The following is a 16,543-nucleotide window of genomic DNA, read 5'->3' as shown; positions in this document are numbered from 1 at the left end:
CAGAACCCGATGACGCCACTGCGCTTAACCCTCGCCGCCATCGCAGCGAGCATCGCATTCGCCGCGCACGCCGACACCATCAAGATCGGCGAAATCAACAGCTACAAGGCGCAGCCCGCGTTTCTGCTGCCGTACAAGAACGGCTGGAATCTCGCGCTCGATGAGATCAACGCGGCGGGCGGCATCAACGGCAACAAGCTCGAAGTCGTCTCGCGCGACGACAACGGCAACCCCGGCGATACGGTTCGTGTCGCGCAGGAACTCGTCGCGCGCGAACAGGTGAAGCTGCTCTTCGGCGGCTTCCTGTCGAACACGGGACTCGCGCTCGCAGACTATGCGAAACAGCGGCACATCTTCTTCCTCGCGGCCGAGCCGCTCACCGACAAGATCGTCTGGCAGGACGGCAACAAATACACGTATCGTCTGCGTCCGTCGACTTACATGCAGGTCGCGATGCTCGTGCCCGAAGCCGCGAAGCTCAAGAAGAAGCGCTGGGCGCTCGTCTATCCGAACTACGAGTATGGCCAGTCCGCGGCGGCCACCTTCAAGCGCTTGCTGAAGGCCGCACAGCCGGATGTCGAATTCGTCATGGAACAAGCGACGCCGCTCGGCAACGTCGATGCGGGCGCCGTCACGCAGGCGCTCGCCGATGCGAAACCGGACGCCATCTTCAACGTGCTCTTCAGCGCCGATCTGGGCAAGTTCGTGCGCGAGGGCAATACACGCGGTTTGTTCAAGGATCGCGCGGTCGTATCGTTGCTGACGGGCGAGCCGGATTATCTCGATCCGTTGGGCAAGGAAGCGCCGGTCGGCTGGATCGTGACGGGCTATCCGTGGTATTCGATCGATACGCCCGAGAACAAGAAATTCGTCGCTGCGTATGAGGCGAAGTATCACGACTATCCGCGTTTGGGCTCGGTCGTGGGCTATACGGCGATGATGTCGATCGCCAACGGCCTGAAAAAAGCCGCCTCGCCTGACGCCGACAAACTCGCCGCCGCATTCAAGGGCTTGACCGTCGATACGCCTTTCGGTCCGATCACCTATCGCAGGCAGGACAATCAATCGACGATGGGCGCCTATGTCGGCGTGACGGGGCTGAAGGACGGCAAGGGCGTGATGACGTCGTACCGCTATGTCGATGGCGCGAGCGTGCAGCCGTCAGATGACGAAGTGAAGAAGCTGCGTCCGGCGGAATAACGTCGTCAGGACTTCGGAAAGGGCTTGCTGACGAACTTCGATCCGGCGAGCCCGAAGCGCCACGGCACGTCGATTGCCTTGGTGATGCCGATGCGCGGCCCATGCACGATGGAAAACTTTTCCTCGGGCGGCTCGATATGAAACGGCGACTCCAGCAGCGACATGCCGTTGTTCCGATGCGTGATGCCGAGCGCCTGCGCGACACGGCCCGGCCCCGAGCAAAGCAATTTGAGCGGCTCCAGTCCGCGCCGCTCGCGCATCGCGTCGATGCCGACGAGCGGCTCGATGGCGCGAATCAGCACCCCCGCGCCGTGGCCCGCCTCGCGGCACACGAAGTTCAGGCACCAGTGGATGCCGTAGGAGCGATACACGTAGGCGTGCGCGGGCGGCCCGAACATTGCTGCATTGCGGGGCGTCGGACCGGAGAAGCTGTGCGACGCGGGGTCTTCCCGGTCATACGCTTCCGTTTCGACGATGCGGCCGCCGACCCCGTCGACGGTCACGATCGCGCCGATCAGGCGTTGCGCGACGATCTCGGACGGCGCATGAAAATCGATGGGCTTGGGCTTGCTGTTCATCAGCGGTATTCTAGCCGCGCCATGCCGACGCACTACAGTCAGGAGACGCCGAATGAAGACCTCGTGGTTTCTCAAGTTCTCGAACGCGCTCGCGCAGGTTGCGGGTCATGCATCGACCTTCGTCATCGCGGTGCTGCTGGTGATCGTCTGGGCGGTCTCGGGGCCGCTTTTTCACTTCAGCGATACGTGGCAACTCGTCATCAATACGTCGACGACCATCGTCACGTTCTTGATGGTGTTCCTGATTCAGAACACGCAGAATCGCGACACCGCGGCAATGCAGATCAAGCTCGACGAGCTCATTCGCGCGGTTGATAAGGCGCATAACGCGCTGCTCGATCTCGAGGAACTCGACGAAAAGGAACTCGCGGTGTTTCGCAAGCGCTATGAAAAGCTTGCGCAGGATGCGCGGGATAACTTGCGCTCGCCTAGTACCGATATAGAGATGCCTTCTTTTCCTCAAGACGATAAGCGTGATCGCTAAGCTTGCGCGGAAAGGCAGATTTTTAAAGTTTGGGATATTTTCGTTGCGGGCTTTGCAAAGTGCGTGACAAAATCGCGTCAGGGAATGTAAGCTCGCATTCCACGATAGCGCGCCGGCCAGCCGTATTTTGCGAACGCCTTCCCCTAAGCATCGCAAACGTTCTCGCAAACTGCCCCGAAGAAGCGGCAACGATCCGCACGCATCCCGCCCGGTCAATAAAAAGCAAAATAGAAAAATTCCACGCCCTAAAGGTTTTCGAATTTCTGCCGATAAGGGCGCTCGCAGAGCATTTCTAAACCTTCAAAAGAGGCCATTTCTGGCCTTTGATTCGCGAAGTTATTTCTTTCCAACATGGCTAGGATGTGTCGTGCCCGGTAATCCTTTTGCCGGGTCCACACCTACCTAAACCTTGAAGGAAAGAAAAATGCGCAAATTGATGAAGGCATTCGTGCGCGACGAGCGCGGTGTCAGCGCGATGGAGTATGCAGTCCTCGCCGGCATCGTCGTGCTGGCACTGGGCGCGATGGCAAGCACGTTCAGCACCAGCATCGGCTCGATGTTCGACAGCCTGTTCAATAAGGTTTCGACGGCACAGAAAGTAAGTTGATGGCATGCGTGCTTCGCTCGGGCGTCGTCGCTCGTAGCTGAGGATCACACCGTCCACCGAAAAACGAAACCATCGTGCAGCTATTGTCTCTTGCCATTCGCCTGATCGTGCTCTGCGTGCTGCTCTGGCTCGCGGTCATCGACGTGCGCTCCCGACGCCTGCCGACCAAAATCGTGCTGGCCGTCGGTGCGCTCTTCTTTGCCGATGCGCTCGCCCGCCGCATGCCGGTCGACGATGTCATCGTTCATCTGCTGCTCGCGCTTGGCGTATTCCTGGTCTGCGCCGTGCTGTTCGCGGCGAAAATGCTGGGCGGAGGCGATGCAAAACTCGCCTCCGTAATTTTTCTCTGGGCCGGCCTCGCCTTGTCGCTGCCCGCCCTGACGCTCATTTCCGTGATCGGGACCGTCGTGTCCCTGATCAGTCTCGCGACGCGCTACATGAATCCGGATCAGCAGTTCATGCCGATGCGGGCGCTCGCGATGTTCTCTGGCGCGCGCGGCGTGCCCTATGGCGTGGCCCTCGCACTCGGCGGCGGTCTCGTGATCGTGCTGCCGGCGCTCCTGCCTTTCCTCGCGAACCGATAGGACGGCGCGCTCATGTCCAACATCATCAAGTTCGCCGTGCTTCTGGTCGGCGCTTTGCTCATCGCGCTCATCGTGCGCGTCGTCGTGGCGAGCGCTTCGCGCCCGACGGAACATGCCGTCACCACCGCGAAGGCGCAGGTGAGCGCCGCCGAGCTGCCGCAAGGTCTGCTGCTGCGCGACGAAGACCTCACCTGGAAGACGCTGCCGGTCTCGCAGTTGCCACCCAACGCGATCGTCGAAGGCGCGGAGAACGCGGTCGACATCAAGGGCGCGCTGTTGCGCCATCCGGTCGAAAGCGGTGCGGTGCTCACGTCCGCCGACGTCATCCTGCCGAACGCGCCGGGTTTTCTCGCCGCGACGCTCAAGCCCGACATGCGCGCCGTGTCGGTCGCGGTGGACGACGTGTCCGGCAACGCCGGCCTGATCCAGCCGGGCGACTATGTCGACCTGATTCTCACGCAGCAGATGGATCGCCGCACCGATTCGCCGGACCTCGCGGTATCGAGCGAGACCGTGGTCGAGCATGTGCGCGTGCTCGCGGTCGGCTCCGAGATCAAGCGGCCCAAGAATACCGGCGACGCGACCGAAGTCGTCACGCGCGCCCGCACCGTGACGCTCGAAGTGACGCCGCGCATGGGCGAAGTCGTCGCGGTCGCGGCGCGTCTCGGCTCGCTGTCGCTCGCGCTGCGCAGCTTCGCGACCGATACGCGCGATCCCGCCGCATCGGCGGCTGTCGCGGCTTCATCCACGCAACGCACGCCGATCTGGGCGGGCGATATTTCCCGCGCCGTGCGCGATCTGCCGCGCGCGCGGCCCGCGCAGGTCGCCGCGACTCACGCGCCGACGCCTCCGCGCGCCGTCACGATCTACCGCGGCTCGGACAAGGGCGATGCCGGTTCGACGGTCGCGCAGGTCGGCGCATCGTCGGAGGCGCCGCCATTGCCGACGGTGCCCGCGCGATAGACAGCGACAAGCAGCCCGACCACGACGAACACAGCATCAAGTCACGGCAGCACAGTGCCAGGATCGAATCTCATGAGAACGCAGTTGGACTTCAGCAGCATCGAAAGACGGGGCGGGCACATCGCGCTCGCGTGCGCGGGAATGCTGCTGGCATGGTCCGCTCAGGCGGCGCAGCCGGCCGCGCCCGCGAAGCAGTCGGACCATGTAACGGCGCCGGCCGTCCAGCTCGCGCAGGCGCGCACGGCACAACCCGCGCTCATCCGGACCGCGCTCGCAGCGAAGGCCGCCGCCGCGCCGGGCGTCGAGATCGGGCAGGGCGCGCTCACGCTCGACGCGGGCAAGGGCACGATGCTGCGTCTGCCGGAAGATGCCACGTCGGTGTTCGTCGCCGATCCGTCGATCGCGGATGTCCATGTGCCGTCGCCGAAGACCGTCTTCGTGCTCGGCAAGAAGACCGGCACGACCACGCTCTATGTGCTCGGCCCGAACAACAAGACGCTGCTGCAGCGCACGGTGATCGTCGCGCGCGACATGATGGCCTTGCGCAACATGATCTCGTCGCGCTTTCCGAACCTGAACGTGCAGGCGACGACGAGCCAGGGCTCGCTGCTCGTCGCGGGCCAGGTGCCGACTTCCGCCGATGCCGACGCGATCGTGCAGGCCGTCACGCCCTTTCTCACCGACAAGGAAGTGCTGATCAACCGGCTGACCGTGGATCGTCCGTTGCAGGTGCAACTGCGCGTGCGTATCACCGAAGTGGACCGCAACGTGACGCAGCAGCTCGGCATCAACTGGCAGGCGCTCGGCAGCTCGGGCAACTGGCTCGGCGGCCTCTTCAGCGGCCGCGCGATCCAGAACCTGACCCAACCGATCGTCAACGGCAACGGCGGCATCAGCTATCCGATCAACCTGCCGTCGAATAACGCGTTCTCGTTCCTCGCGGGCTTCAAGACCGGCAATACCGATATCCGCGCGCTCATCGACGCGCTGAACCAGGAAGGCCTGCTCACCGTGCTCGCGGAGCCGAACCTGGTCGCGATGTCCGGCCAGACGGCGAGCTTTCTCGCCGGCGGCGAATTCCCGATCCCGGTCTCGCAGACCAACGGCGCGATCTCGGTCGAGTTCAAGCAGTTCGGCGTCAAGCTCGACTTCACGCCGACCGTGCTGAACGAGCGCCGCATCAGCCTGAAGGTGCGTCCGGAAGTGAGCCAGATCGACCCGACCGCGAGCGTGACCACGGGCGGCGTGACCGTGCCGGGCCTCTCGGTGCGCCGCGCCGACACGACCGTCGAGCTCGCGAGCGGCCAGAGCTTCGCAATCGGCGGCCTCCTGCAGAGCAATACGACGGACATCGTTTCGCAGGTGCCCGGCATCGGCTCGATTCCGGTGCTCGGCAAGCTGTTCTCGTCGTCGAACTATCAGAACAACAAGACCGAGCTCGTCATCATGGTGACGCCGTATCTCGTCGAGCCGACCGACTCCGCGAAGCTGCGCTCGCCGCTCGATTCGCTGATCTCGCCTTCGAGCGATGTCGAATACAGCTTCCAGCGCAGGGCGGGGCAGTCGAACGCCGCGCAGCCGTCCGCTTCCGAACCGCGCCTCGTGGGCGCGGCGGGCTATGTCTATTGAGCGCCGAATCATGAAATATGCACGTCATCTCATGCTCACGGCGCTCGTCGCCTTCGCCTGCGGCGCGACCGGATGCTTCCAGCCGCCGCGCAACATGCCCAACGACACGGTGATCGGCTTCGACGGCAGAAACGCCGTGGCGCCCGATTGCGACTCGCTCACGCGCGCATCGCTCCTGACCGATGCGGGCCTGCGCCGGCCATCGATGCAATGGGGTTGCGCAACCTACACGAACCTCGCGGCGCAACTCGCGCGTCCCGCCGATATCGTCGCGCCGCAAACGCTCGGCCCGGCCAACGGCGCGACGGCGGCGAGCGCGATGCGCCGCTACGAAACCGGCCACGTGACGCCGCTCGACACGAGCTCGTCGCGCGAATCGAAGTAGCGCAAGGACGGACATCATGAGCACCACAGAGATCAGTTTCTTCAAGGGCAAGCAGGGCGTGCGAATCGCGGACTTTATCGCGTTCGTGGCGGACCGCAAGACCGAGCAGGTGTTGAAGAGTTTCGTGCTCGAACAGGCGATGCCGCACGTGCATATCGCCGTGGGCAACGTGGACGACGCCATCGCGCATCTGTCGAAGATCGAGCGCTCGCCGCTCTTTCTGCTCGTCGATCTCGAAGGCTCGGTGATGCCGCTCTCCGACCTCGGCCGCCTCGCGGAAGTGTGCGAGCCGTCGGTGCAGGTCGTCGCGATCGGCGAGCGCAACGACGTCGGTCTGTTCCGCAGCCTGCTCAAGATCGGCGTGCGCGACTATCTCGTGAAGCCGCTGACCGTCGAGCTGCTCAAGCGCACCGTCAACGTGTCCGAGGGCAAGGTGAGCCCCGTCACGCTGGCGCGCGCGGGCAAGACCATCGCCTTCGCGGGCGCGCGCGGCGGGGTCGGCGTGACCACGCTCGCACTCAATCTCGCGCGCTATCTCGCGGAAGACACGCATCGGCGCGTCGCGTATGTCGACCTGACGCTGTGCGGCGGGGCCGCCAACAGCATGCTCGGCACGCAGAGCAACAACGGTCTCGTCGACGTGCTGCAGAACGTGCACCGGCTCGATCCGCAGTATGTGGAACGCACGCTGGTCGCGAACGGCAGCCGGCTCTTCGTGCTGTCGGCGGACATCGATTACGGCGCGAGCAAACAGTTCGAGCCGGGCGCGCTGCGCCGCGTGGTCGAGTTGCTGTGCGACAGCTTCCACTACGTGATCCTCGATATCGGCGACCCGAACGACGCGCTCGCGGCCGAAGCGCTCGATCACGCATCGCGTGTGTATCTCGTCGCGGACCGCTCGGTGCATTCGACGCGCGAAACCATTCGTATGCTGCGCTATATCGAGGACCGCGACAACAATCCACCGACATCCGTTCTCCTGAACAACCCGAACGCGGCGACTTCGGGCAAGGTGCAACCGACCGACTTCATGACGGCCGTGGGCCGCACCGTGCTGCATGAGGTGCAGTTCGAAGCGAAGGCGCTCGCGACCGCCGAGAATCTGGGCGAAGCGCCCCCCGAGCGCAGCCAGAACAACTTCATGCAGGCGATCGCGCGCATCGCCAACGATCTGACCGGGCAGCATGCCAACGTCGAGCGCACGTTCCTGAGCAAGTTCAAGCTGAGGAGGGCGTGATGTTCGGGCAGAAGCAGGCGCGCGCCACGTCGCCGTCCGGGATCGAGGACGGTGCGTCGCCACCCGGCGAGGCGCCGCCGCTTGCGGTCGTCGAAAAGCCGGCGGCCCCCGCGCCCGCGCCCGCTTCCCTGCGCGCGCAGCCCGCTGAAGGCAACGAAACGCTGGTGCGTTCCGATCTCTTCAGGACGATCCGCGCGGGCGTGTTCGCGGCGATGAATCCGTCGGCTGCGGTCGGCAAGACGCGCGAGCAGATGAAGCCCGCCGTCGAGACGCTCGTGGTCGATGTCGCTGAGCGCGAGCGCCTGAACATCACCATCGCGGAGCAGGTGCAGATGGTCGGTGAGCTGCTGAACGACATGTTCGGTCTCGGCCCGATCGAACCCTTGCTCGCCGATGAAACCATCACCGACGTGCTCGTCAACGGACCCGATCAGGTGTGGGTCGAGCGGCACGGGCGGCTGGAGCTGACCAACTGCAAGTTCCGCGACAACGCGCATGTGATCAACGTCGCGCAGCGTATCGCGGCAGGCGTCGGGCGGCGCGTCGACGAAAGCAGTCCGATGGTCGATGCGCGTCTCGCCGACGGCAGCCGCGTGAACGTCGTGCTGCCGCCGCTCGCGATTCACGGCGCATCGATCTCGATCCGGAAATTCTCGAAACGCAACATCACGCTGCACCGCATGGCGCAGCAGGGCAACATGTCGCCCGCGATGGCCAACGTGCTCAAGCTCGCGAGCACGTGCCGGCTCAACGTGATCGTGTCGGGCGGCACGGGCTCGGGCAAGACGACGCTGCTCAACGCGCTGTCGCACTTCATCGGTCACGGTGAGCGCACGGTGACGATCGAGGATGCGGCCGAGCTGCAGCTCGTGCAGCCGCATGTCGTGAGTCTCGAAACGCGCCCGGAAAACGCCGAAGGGCTCGGCGCGGTGACGCAGCGCGATCTGGTGCGCAACGCGCTGCGGATGCGTCCGGACCGCATCATCCTCGGGGAGACGCGCGGCGCTGAAGCCTTCGACGTGCTGCAGGCGATGAACACGGGCCACGACGGCTCGATGACGACCATCCACGCGAACACGCCGCGCGATGGCATCACGCGTCTGGAAAGCATGGTGATGATGGCCAACGGCAATCTGCCGCTGCTGTCGATCCGCCGTCAGATTGCGAGCGCGGTGCATCTGATCGTGCAGATCGAGCGCATGCGAGACGGCATGCGGCGCGTGACGCGCGTGACCGAGCTGGTCGGCATGGAAGGCGACGTCATCATCACGCAGGATCTGTTCGCGTTCCGCTACGACGCGAGCGCCTACAGCGAGGAAGTGAAGGGCGTGTTCGAAACCGGCGCGGTGCGGCCGGCCTTCTCGCAACGCGCCGCTTACTACGGTCTGGAAGACGCCCTTCTGGATGCGATGAAGCCATGAACCTCGTCAACCTGATCACCTTCGCTGCGTTCACCTGCGTGCTGCTCTTCGGCGTGATGATCGTGATCGTGCAGGACATGCGCAACAACCAGCCGCCCTCGCGCATCCGTCAGCGCATGCAGAAGTCGTTCGTGTCGCAGGGCGCGCAGGCGGCGCAGGCGAACAAGCTCGATTTCGACATCTTCCTCGTCAACCGCCAGAACAACGCGCTCACGCGCTGGACGGGGCCGCGTCTCGCGCGCCTGCGCACCGTCGCGGGCGCGAACGGCGTGCGCGTCGTGGTCATCGCGGCGCTCGTGGGCGAGCTCGTCGCCGTGCTGATGAATCAGTTCATGCCGCTGCCCGATTTCACGCGGCCGCTCATCATCATCGGCTTGCCGGTGCTCGCGCTGGTGCAGTCGTATCGCTTTCTGGTGGAACGCTTTCGCAAGCGCTTTCTCGATGGTTTCCCCGATGTCATCGACATGATCGTGCGCGCGGTGCGCGCGGGCGTGCCGGTCACGCAGGTGATCGGTTCGGCGGCGAGCGAATGCCGCGAGCCCTTGAAAAGCGAGTTCCAGCTGATGGCCGATTCGTTGCAGGTCGGTCTCGATCTCGACGAAGTGCTCACGGTGGCGATGCGGCGCATCGAAATCGCGGACTTCTCGTTCTTCTGCGTGTGTCTGCTGCTGCAGCGCGAGACCGGCGGCCAGCTCGGCGAAACGCTGGAGAACCTGTCGGGCATCGTGCGCACGCGCCGCGAGATTCGCCAGAAGACCAAGGCATTGACCGGCGAGGCGCGCATCACGACGAAGATTCTCGCCGCCATTCCCGTGATCATCATGCTGTCGATGTACGCGCTCAACCGGGCCTATCTGATGGTGCTGTTCAACACCGAATCGGGGCATAACCTGCTCACGTTCGGCGTGATATCCATTGGCATGGGCCTGTTCGTGATCAGCAAGATGTCGAAGCTCGATACCTCGCGATGAACCCGAACAACGTCGAAACCCTCATCAATCTGCTGATGCTGCTCGGGCTGCTCGCGGCCCTCGCGGTGTGGTGGGCGCACAAGCACGGCGGCAAGCGCGGACGCATCGCGGAGCGCGCGCGCATGGCCGCGGCCACGCATCGCTTCGAGAGCGCTGCGGCGGAGAACGACGGCGAGAACACCACGTTCTCCGAGCGTCTGCTGCGGCGTCTCGCGCGCATCGGCGACAAGATTCCGCTGTTCGACGCGAAGTATCGCCTCAAGCTGCAAAAGGAAATGGTGCGCAGCGGCTATCGCAGCCACCTCGCGGTGTCGATCCTGCTCGCGGTGAAGTTCTTCTGCGGGCTCGCGTGCGCGGCCGCGACCGTGATGCTCGGTTCGCGCATTCCGATGATCGGCGCGTATCCGGCGGCGCGCGGCATCGCGATGCTGATGGTCTTCATCGTCGGGATGATCGTGCCGGAGTACATCGTCGCGTTCAAGGCGGCGCGCCGCCGCAAGGCGATGGGCGCGTGTCTGCCCGACGCGCTCGATCTGCTCGTCATCTGCACGAACGCGGGCAACAGTCTCGGCGTGTCGATCCGGCGCGTGGCCGACGAACTGACGACGATCTGCCCGCCGCTTTCCGACGAGTTCTCGCTTGCCGCCGACGAGCTGAAGCTGTCAGGCGACAGCACGCGCGCGCTCAACAATCTCGCCGACCGCATCGATCTGCCGTCGATCCGCGCGCTCATTTCGACGCTCACGCAGTCGATGCGCTACGGCACGCCGATCACGCAGGCGCTGCGCACGCTTTCGCGCACCGAGCGCGTGGCGCACATCGTGTCGCTGGAAGAGAAGGCGGCGAAGCTCGCGCCGAAGATGGTCGTGCCGATGATGCTGTTCATTCTTCCCGCGATCATCGCGATTGCCGCGGGACCTGCCGTTATTCAGTTGCTTGCGTTCATCGCGGGAAATTCGAAATGAAGTCATCCACTCAACGTATCGCGGGTCTCTCCTGCGCTGTCGCACTCCTGCTGGCCGCAACGGGCTGCACGACGAGCGTGCGCCAGGTCACCGATACGCGTCCCGTGCTGCGCAACTCCGCGCCGAGCACGATGAGCGAACTGCGCATCGCCGACACGGCGCTGGAATCGAACAACTTCGATCTGGCGACCTCGCTGTACGAAAAGGCCGTGCAGGCCGATCCGAAGTCCGTGCCGGGCCTGACGGGTCTCGGCAACACGCTGTATAGCGTGGGCGACTACACGCGCGCGGGCGTCTACTATCAGCGCGCGAGCCAGATCGATCCGAAGGCGACGCCGCCGCTCATCGGCATTGCGCGCGTGGCGATCCATCAGCGCCGGTTCGACGACGCCATCGCCACGTATCGCCGCGTGCTCACGATCACGCCGAACGACCCGCTCGCCTGCGCGGGCCTCGGCGCGGCGCTCGATATGTCCGGCGATCACGCGCATGCGCAAGCGTTGCTGCGTGAAGCGCTGATCGCCAATCCCGGCGATCCGATGCTGTCGGTGAATCTCGGTCTGTCGCTCACGCTCGCGGGCGATCCGCGTCAGGGCGCGAACGTGCTGCTCGACGTGACGCGTTTCCCCGCCGCGCCGCCGCAGGCGCGCCAGAATCTCGCGCTCGCCTACGGTCTGCTCGGCAACGACGACGCGGCCGCGGCGATTCTCTCGCGCGATCTGCCGAAGGCGTCGGTGCAGGACAACCTGCGCTATTACGAGCTGCAGCGTATGCGCGATGGTCAGACGACGCGCCCGCAGCCGGCCAAGAGCGTCGCCGTGTCGAGCGTCGCGACGCCGAAGGTTCAGACGGCGAGCGTGAAGTGACGATGCGCGCGCCAGCGCCGAAGCCAGGCCGCTTTCTGCCGCGTCTCGCGCGCGACGAGCGCGGCGTGTCGGCGATCGAGTTCGCGCTCGTCGGGCCGATTGTGTTCATCCTGATTCTGGGCACGGTGGAAGTAGCGCTCGACATGATCGTCGATGCCTCCGTGCAGTTCGCCGCGCAGCAGGCATCGCGCGCGGGTCTCACGACCACTGTCCCGTCGAGCGGCACCCGCGATGCCGAGGCGCGGCGCATCGTCAACAACGTGCTCGGCGGCTGGACCAACATCGGCGGCAGCGTGAGCATCACGACGCGCGCCTACACCACCTACAACGACATCGGCAGCAGCAACTATCAGGACTCGATGGGTGGCTTCGGCGACGTCGTGCTCTACAACATCAGCGTGACGATCCCGAGCTTCTCGGGTATCCCGAAGCTTTTCGGCATCGACTCGCTGACCTTCCAACGCAGCTATCTCGTACAGAACGAAAAATGAAGCCCGCGAACGGAACGATGCGATCGGCGTTCAAGGCGGCGCTCACGCGGCGCGCGCGCTGTGTGTCGACGCGCCTGATGCGCTCGGAGCGCGGCAGCGTGACGATCGAATTCGTGATCGTCGTGCCGCTCATGTTGCTCGTGCTGCTGGGCTTCACCGAGCTGTATCTCTACATGCGCGCGGTGAGCCTCACCGAGCACACGGCGTTCACGCTGGCGGACTCGATCGGCCAGATGAGCAACGTCATCAACGACAGCAGCGGCACCGGCAGCGCCAACAGTCTCGGTTCGATCTACGCCGCCGCGATCCAGCTATCGTCGCCGAACAAGCTCGATGCAAACGGCGGCGTGATCATCACGTCGATCTGCGACAAGACGGTGAACTGCAGCGGGCAGTCGGTGCTCAATCCCTCGCAGGACGCGGGCACGGCGGCGGTGCTCTGGACCGCGAGTCCGAAGTGGCAGCCGCAGGACATGCCGTCGACCATCACGACGACGAAAGTGGTGCCGTCGAACTGGCCGTTCCGCTACGGCGATTCGGCCATCGCGGTGGAAGTGTTCTACCGCTATACGCCGTTCTCGCTGACGGCGCCGTTCTGGCGCAACGCGCCGGTCGCCACGATCATTTACGAGCGCGTCTACGTGCGTCCGCGCAACGGGCAGGCGCTCACTCTCACGAAGGCATCATGAGCGCGAAGCGAAGCAGTGGCGGCCCGCTGGGCGCGCGCAGTGTGCGCAATCTGCTGTGCGGCGACGAGGGCGCCGTCACGATGGTATTCGCGGTGTGCGCGAGCGTCATGATCGGCTCGATGTGCACGGCCATCGACGCGATCCACTACGAGATGACGCAGGCGCGCATGCAGATGGCGCTTGACGTCGCGACGCTCTCGGCGGGCGCGGACCTCGCGCACTACGACACGACCAAGCCCGCCGATCTCGCGAAGTGGCAGACCGACGCGCGCGCCTATTACGACGTCAACATGCCCTCGGGCTACATGGCGCTGAACTTGCCCAATGCGAACTTTTCGGCGCAGGTGTCGGGCGCGCCCGCGACGGGGCAGACCATCCAGTTGTCGGCGACGGGCTCGATGCCGCTCATCGCGCCCGTCATTTTCGGCAAGAACACGGTGAACAACGGCTCGGGCAACGGCGGCACGGGCGGCAACCAGGCGACGCCCGACACGGCGAAGGTCAGCGCGAGCAATGCGGCGCTGCGTTTGCCGAAGAGCACGCTCGAACTCGTGATGGTGCTCGACAACACCGGCTCGATGAGCGACTACGCGAACAGCAAGGACCACACGCAGGGCACGAAGATATACGGTCTGCGTCTGGCGGCGCAGAACCTCGTCGACAGTCTTTTCTCCGTGACGGGCAACGATTCGTACATCGGCCTCGTGCCCTTCACGACGATGGTGAATCTGAAGAACGCGTTGCAGCCCACCGGCAAGTGGCTGACCCCGAGCTTCGACAAGTACAACAACCAGCAGGTCTACATGGCCGTCAACAAGAGCTACCAGGGGTCCGGCTGGGGCGGTTGCGCGGTCGAGCCGCGCGACGTGGGCAGCAACCTGCAGGCGCAGGCCTACGAACCGGCCAAGACGCCGGGCTTCACGCCGTTCTTCTACAACGTGCCGAAGAACGGCTTCTCGGTCTACAACTACACGACAGCGACGAAGAACGGCAAGACGACCTGCACGATTTCCAGTCCGATCGTCGTGCAGGGCGTGCCGCTCACGCTGAAGAGCGGCGGACTTTCGACGTCGTGCAATACCGTTGCAGACAGCAGCACCGTTCCGTCGATTTACGACCGCTGGTATCAGAAGTCGAGCGGCACGACCACGACTACGTACGATCAGAACGGCAACACTAATTTCAACAACAACGGGCCGTGCGCTATTGCGCCGGCGCTGTTCTTGTCGAAGGACAAGAGCGCGTTGACCACCGCGATCTCGAACATGCAGGCGGCCGGCTCGACGCTCATCCCGACCGGTCTGCTGTGGGGCTGGCGCATGCTGAAGTCGCCCTGGTCGGACAATGTGGCGGGCAAGGGCAACGGCTGGATTTCGACCGATACGAGCCTGCCGCGCCTCGAGACGACGCAGGCGCTGCAGCGCGTGGTCATCGTGCTGTCGGATGGACAGAACGATCCGGGCGGATCGACGGGCATCATGCCGCCACAGGCTTTCAATGGTCTTTCTGGCGTGGGTCGGGCCGATCTGCAGGCGTCGAGCGTGCGTCGCGCGGATGGGTCGACGCTTAATCCGGGTTCGATGGGCTCCGTCACCGATCTCAATGCGTTCCAGCTCGCGGTGTGTTCAGCCATGAAGCAGGAGGGGATCATTGTCTATTCGATCACGTTCGGCGATTACGGCACCGATCCGGGTAACGCGCAAGCGACGATGCAGAGTTGTGCGAGTCCGGGGAACTACTTTCACGCGCCGAGTAACGCGACGCTCAATCAGATCTTCCAGCAGATTGCGGGGAATCTTGGGGTGTTGCGACTTACGCAGTGAGGTTTTTTGGGGCGTCGCCGGATCCCGTGTTCGTGTCGGTTTATTGGCGTTGCCCCTGTGCGGGGCAGTGCTAATAGACCAACACCAATACGGGATCCGGCGCGAAACGAAACCCAAGGCACGTACGTTGCTAACACCGCAAGAGCAGGTCCACTTCATCAAGGAGGTCCGACATGCCCGAGAAGAAAACCCTCGAGCGCGCAGCGAAGGCAAAACGCGCAGGCAAATCCCCGAGCACGCAGGCAGGCGAGTTCGTGAAGGAGCAGATCGATCACATCCGCGAGGGCAAGCACGGTGCGAAATCGGCGAAGCAGGCCATCGCGATCGGGCTGTCCGAGGCGCGGCGCTCGGGCGTGAAGATGAAGTCGCCGAAGCAGGGCACAACCTCCGAGGCGACGCGCAAGAAGGCCGCACAGCACACCAAGGCCGCGCATCGCACGAAGAAGAGCCCGAGCACGGAGTCGAAATCGAAGCGCTCCGCCGCGTCCACGCGCGTGCTCAAGCGCGAAAGCACCAAGACGGCTTCGCACAAGTCACTGTCGCGGCAATCGCATGCGGCGGCCAGCCGGCGTTCGGCGGCGGATCGATCGGCGGCGGCGAAAAAGGGCTGGGCCACACGCCGCGCGCGTGCCGCTGCCGCATCGAAGGGATCGCGCACGCGTCACGCTTCGCGTTGAGCGGGAAGCATCCGCGCAAACGAGACGGCCATCGTCGCGAGTTCCTGTGCCGCGGGCGTGAGCGGAACGCCCGCGCGACGCAGCAGACACACCGGCGTTTTCGCGGCACGCTCCGCGATCGGCACGATCTCGACATGCCCGCGAAAGAACGGATGCTCCGCGAGACTCGTGGGTTCGAGCCCGAGATAATCGCTCGATGCGATGCAGTGCAAGGTGTCGAAGACCGCCTCGGTCGTCGCAGCGATGTGCGGCGGCGCGAGTTTCGCATTCTCGAAAAGCGCCGATAGCTTGTTGCCCGTCACGCCCCCGCCGCGCTGTCGCGTGCTGACCCATTCGACATGCCGCAAGTCCGCGAGCCTGCGCGAGCGCCCGAGCGGATGACCGCGCCGCGCGATCACCGCGACGTCGGTATCGAAGAGCGGTGTCGTGTCCATGTCGTGGATATCGGCGTCGGGCGCGATCAGCGCAAGCGCGAAATCGAGGCTGCCGTCGCGTACCCAAGACGTCAGCATGCGCGAGGTCGCGCTCGTCAGATGCACCTCGATACGCGGACACCGCTCCCGGTAACTCGCGAGCAACGCGGGAAAGAGCCGCATCGTCGCTTCCGCCGCGAGCCCGAGCGCGACGCGGCCCGTCAGTTCACCGCGCAACTGGCGCATTTCCTCTTCGGTTTTTCTGCATTCGCCGAGTATCAGTTCGGCCCGCACGCGCAAGCGTTCGCCGATCGGCGTCAGGCGCGCGCCGCGCACATCGCGTTCGAACAGCGGGCCGCCCGCCTGCGCTTCCAGCTTGTGAAGTTGCTGCGTGATGCCGCTTTGCGCGATATCGAGCCGCCGCGCGGCGGCACGCACGCTGCCCGCATCGGCGACGGCGACGAACATGCGCAACTGCGTCAAGGTCAGGTCCACGCTCGGCGCTCCCGTCGGGTGATCTCGAAAAGTGATCATGATAAGCAAAACGCCTCTTTTTGCGA

At 64.5% G+C, this 16,543-nt stretch carries 18 protein-coding genes; 16 read left to right on the top strand and 2 right to left on the bottom strand.

Going from position 1 to position 16,543, the window contains the following annotated elements; all coding sequences use genetic code 11:
- Nucleotides 1–9: 9 nt before the first annotated feature.
- Nucleotides 10–1,200: an ABC transporter substrate-binding protein gene (locus tag BTHE68_RS18425; protein WP_162067710.1), complete on the top strand. Its 1,191-nt coding sequence runs from the start codon at nucleotides 10–12 to the stop codon at nucleotides 1,198–1,200.
- Nucleotides 1,201–1,205: 5 nt separating this feature from the next.
- On the opposite strand, the gene BTHE68_RS18420 is transcribed toward BTHE68_RS18425, so the two are convergent.
- Nucleotides 1,206–1,778: a DNA-3-methyladenine glycosylase gene (locus tag BTHE68_RS18420; protein ID WP_162067709.1), complete on the bottom strand. Its 573-nt coding sequence runs from the start codon at nucleotides 1,776–1,778 to the stop codon at nucleotides 1,206–1,208.
- A gap of 52 nt (nucleotides 1,779–1,830) precedes the next feature.
- On the opposite strand from BTHE68_RS18420, the gene BTHE68_RS18415 reads away from it, so the two are divergent.
- From BTHE68_RS18415 to BTHE68_RS18345, 15 genes are all read left to right on the top strand, one after another.
- Nucleotides 1,831–2,262, top strand: a complete 432-nt coding sequence (locus BTHE68_RS18415) for a low affinity iron permease family protein (RefSeq protein WP_162067708.1) — start codon at nucleotides 1,831–1,833, stop codon at nucleotides 2,260–2,262.
- Nucleotides 2,263–2,686: 424 nt separating this feature from the next.
- Nucleotides 2,687–2,869, top strand: a complete 183-nt coding sequence (locus BTHE68_RS18410) for a Flp family type IVb pilin (RefSeq protein ID WP_162067707.1) — start codon at nucleotides 2,687–2,689, stop codon at nucleotides 2,867–2,869.
- 74 nt (nucleotides 2,870–2,943) lie between these two features.
- The gene (locus BTHE68_RS18405) at nucleotides 2,944–3,453 is read left to right on the top strand and encodes an A24 family peptidase (protein WP_162067706.1); all 510 of its coding nucleotides are present in this window, start codon (nucleotides 2,944–2,946) and stop codon (nucleotides 3,451–3,453) included.
- Nucleotides 3,454–3,465: 12 nt separating this feature from the next.
- Complete coding sequence (gene cpaB / locus BTHE68_RS18400) at nucleotides 3,466–4,416, top strand: Flp pilus assembly protein CpaB (RefSeq protein ID WP_162067705.1); 951 nt, start codon at nucleotides 3,466–3,468, stop codon at nucleotides 4,414–4,416.
- Nucleotides 4,417–4,488: 72 nt separating this feature from the next.
- Nucleotides 4,489–6,045 (top strand): type II and III secretion system protein family protein, encoded by a 1,557-nt coding sequence (locus BTHE68_RS18395; RefSeq protein WP_232077955.1) that lies wholly within the window; start codon nucleotides 4,489–4,491, stop codon nucleotides 6,043–6,045.
- 10 nt (nucleotides 6,046–6,055) lie between these two features.
- The gene (locus tag BTHE68_RS18390; protein ID WP_174258072.1) at nucleotides 6,056–6,430 is read left to right on the top strand and encodes a CpaD family pilus assembly lipoprotein; all 375 of its coding nucleotides are present in this window, start codon (nucleotides 6,056–6,058) and stop codon (nucleotides 6,428–6,430) included.
- A gap of 16 nt (nucleotides 6,431–6,446) precedes the next feature.
- Nucleotides 6,447–7,667 carry a CpaE/TadZ family protein gene (locus BTHE68_RS18385; protein ID WP_162067704.1) on the top strand — a complete coding sequence of 407 codons (1,221 nt, stop codon included), beginning with the start codon at nucleotides 6,447–6,449 and terminating at the stop codon, nucleotides 7,665–7,667.
- Nucleotides 7,667–9,088 (top strand): TadA family conjugal transfer-associated ATPase, encoded by a 1,422-nt coding sequence (locus BTHE68_RS18380; RefSeq protein WP_162067703.1) that lies wholly within the window; start codon nucleotides 7,667–7,669, stop codon nucleotides 9,086–9,088. The genes BTHE68_RS18385 and BTHE68_RS18380 overlap by 1 nt, the downstream gene beginning before the upstream one ends.
- Complete coding sequence (locus tag BTHE68_RS18375; protein ID WP_162067702.1) at nucleotides 9,085–10,059, top strand: type II secretion system F family protein; 975 nt, start codon at nucleotides 9,085–9,087, stop codon at nucleotides 10,057–10,059. Before BTHE68_RS18380 ends, BTHE68_RS18375 begins: the two co-directional genes overlap by 4 nt.
- Nucleotides 10,056–11,024 (top strand): type II secretion system F family protein, encoded by a 969-nt coding sequence (locus BTHE68_RS18370; RefSeq protein ID WP_162067701.1) that lies wholly within the window; start codon nucleotides 10,056–10,058, stop codon nucleotides 11,022–11,024. Before BTHE68_RS18375 ends, BTHE68_RS18370 begins: the two co-directional genes overlap by 4 nt.
- Nucleotides 11,021–11,890, top strand: a complete 870-nt coding sequence (locus BTHE68_RS18365; protein WP_162067700.1) for a tetratricopeptide repeat protein — start codon at nucleotides 11,021–11,023, stop codon at nucleotides 11,888–11,890. The genes BTHE68_RS18370 and BTHE68_RS18365 overlap by 4 nt, the downstream gene beginning before the upstream one ends.
- Nucleotides 11,891–11,892: 2 nt before the next feature.
- The gene (locus BTHE68_RS18360) at nucleotides 11,893–12,381 is read left to right on the top strand and encodes a TadE/TadG family type IV pilus assembly protein (RefSeq protein ID WP_162067699.1); all 489 of its coding nucleotides are present in this window, start codon (nucleotides 11,893–11,895) and stop codon (nucleotides 12,379–12,381) included.
- Nucleotides 12,378–13,070, top strand: a complete 693-nt coding sequence (locus BTHE68_RS18355; RefSeq protein ID WP_232077954.1) for a TadE/TadG family type IV pilus assembly protein — start codon at nucleotides 12,378–12,380, stop codon at nucleotides 13,068–13,070. Before BTHE68_RS18360 ends, BTHE68_RS18355 begins: the two co-directional genes overlap by 4 nt.
- A complete protein-coding gene (locus BTHE68_RS18350) occupies nucleotides 13,067–14,893 on the top strand; it encodes a TadE/TadG family type IV pilus assembly protein (RefSeq protein WP_232077953.1) in 1,827 nt (608 codons plus the stop codon). The genes BTHE68_RS18355 and BTHE68_RS18350 overlap by 4 nt, the downstream gene beginning before the upstream one ends.
- A 173-nt stretch (nucleotides 14,894–15,066) precedes the next feature.
- Nucleotides 15,067–15,570 carry a DUF6496 domain-containing protein gene (locus tag BTHE68_RS18345; RefSeq protein WP_162067698.1) on the top strand — a complete coding sequence of 168 codons (504 nt, stop codon included), beginning with the start codon at nucleotides 15,067–15,069 and terminating at the stop codon, nucleotides 15,568–15,570.
- On the opposite strand, the gene BTHE68_RS18340 is transcribed toward BTHE68_RS18345, so the two are convergent.
- Nucleotides 15,555–16,517, bottom strand: a complete 963-nt coding sequence (locus BTHE68_RS18340; RefSeq protein WP_232077952.1) for a LysR family transcriptional regulator — start codon at nucleotides 16,515–16,517, stop codon at nucleotides 15,555–15,557. The two genes, BTHE68_RS18345 and BTHE68_RS18340, sit on opposite strands and share 16 nt — an antisense overlap.
- Nucleotides 16,518–16,543 lie beyond the last annotated feature (26 nt).

Origin of the sequence: Burkholderia sp. THE68, from assembly GCF_009938265.1 — a bacterium.
Lineage (GTDB): Bacteria > Pseudomonadota > Gammaproteobacteria > Burkholderiales > Burkholderiaceae > Caballeronia.
This window is presented reverse-complemented; position numbering and strand designations above follow the sequence as displayed.

What these genes read in the sequence shown, in the direction of transcription:
- BTHE68_RS18425 (WP_162067710.1), top strand. Translation starts at nt 10, where the DNA reads ATGACGCCACTGCGCTTAACCCTCGCCGCCATCGCAGCGAGCATCGCA.
- BTHE68_RS18420 (WP_162067709.1), bottom strand. Translation starts at nt 1,778, where the DNA reads ATGAACAGCAAGCCCAAGCCCATCGATTTTCATGCGCCGTCCGAGATC.
- BTHE68_RS18415 (WP_162067708.1), top strand. Translation starts at nt 1,831, where the DNA reads ATGAAGACCTCGTGGTTTCTCAAGTTCTCGAACGCGCTCGCGCAGGTT.
- BTHE68_RS18410 (WP_162067707.1), top strand. Translation starts at nt 2,687, where the DNA reads ATGCGCAAATTGATGAAGGCATTCGTGCGCGACGAGCGCGGTGTCAGC.
- cpaB (WP_162067705.1), top strand. Translation starts at nt 3,466, where the DNA reads ATGTCCAACATCATCAAGTTCGCCGTGCTTCTGGTCGGCGCTTTGCTC.
- BTHE68_RS18395 (WP_232077955.1), top strand. Translation starts at nt 4,489, where the DNA reads ATGAGAACGCAGTTGGACTTCAGCAGCATCGAAAGACGGGGCGGGCAC.
- BTHE68_RS18390 (WP_174258072.1), top strand. Translation starts at nt 6,056, where the DNA reads ATGAAATATGCACGTCATCTCATGCTCACGGCGCTCGTCGCCTTCGCC.
- BTHE68_RS18385 (WP_162067704.1), top strand. Translation starts at nt 6,447, where the DNA reads ATGAGCACCACAGAGATCAGTTTCTTCAAGGGCAAGCAGGGCGTGCGA.
- BTHE68_RS18380 (WP_162067703.1), top strand. Translation starts at nt 7,667, where the DNA reads ATGTTCGGGCAGAAGCAGGCGCGCGCCACGTCGCCGTCCGGGATCGAG.
- BTHE68_RS18375 (WP_162067702.1), top strand. Translation starts at nt 9,085, where the DNA reads ATGAACCTCGTCAACCTGATCACCTTCGCTGCGTTCACCTGCGTGCTG.
- BTHE68_RS18370 (WP_162067701.1), top strand. Translation starts at nt 10,056, where the DNA reads ATGAACCCGAACAACGTCGAAACCCTCATCAATCTGCTGATGCTGCTC.
- BTHE68_RS18365 (WP_162067700.1), top strand. Translation starts at nt 11,021, where the DNA reads ATGAAGTCATCCACTCAACGTATCGCGGGTCTCTCCTGCGCTGTCGCA.
- BTHE68_RS18360 (WP_162067699.1), top strand. Translation starts at nt 11,893, where the DNA reads ATGCGCGCGCCAGCGCCGAAGCCAGGCCGCTTTCTGCCGCGTCTCGCG.
- BTHE68_RS18355 (WP_232077954.1), top strand. Translation starts at nt 12,378, where the DNA reads ATGAAGCCCGCGAACGGAACGATGCGATCGGCGTTCAAGGCGGCGCTC.
- BTHE68_RS18350 (WP_232077953.1), top strand. Translation starts at nt 13,067, where the DNA reads ATGAGCGCGAAGCGAAGCAGTGGCGGCCCGCTGGGCGCGCGCAGTGTG.
- BTHE68_RS18345 (WP_162067698.1), top strand. Translation starts at nt 15,067, where the DNA reads ATGCCCGAGAAGAAAACCCTCGAGCGCGCAGCGAAGGCAAAACGCGCA.
- BTHE68_RS18340 (WP_232077952.1), bottom strand. Translation starts at nt 16,517, where the DNA reads ATGATCACTTTTCGAGATCACCCGACGGGAGCGCCGAGCGTGGACCTG.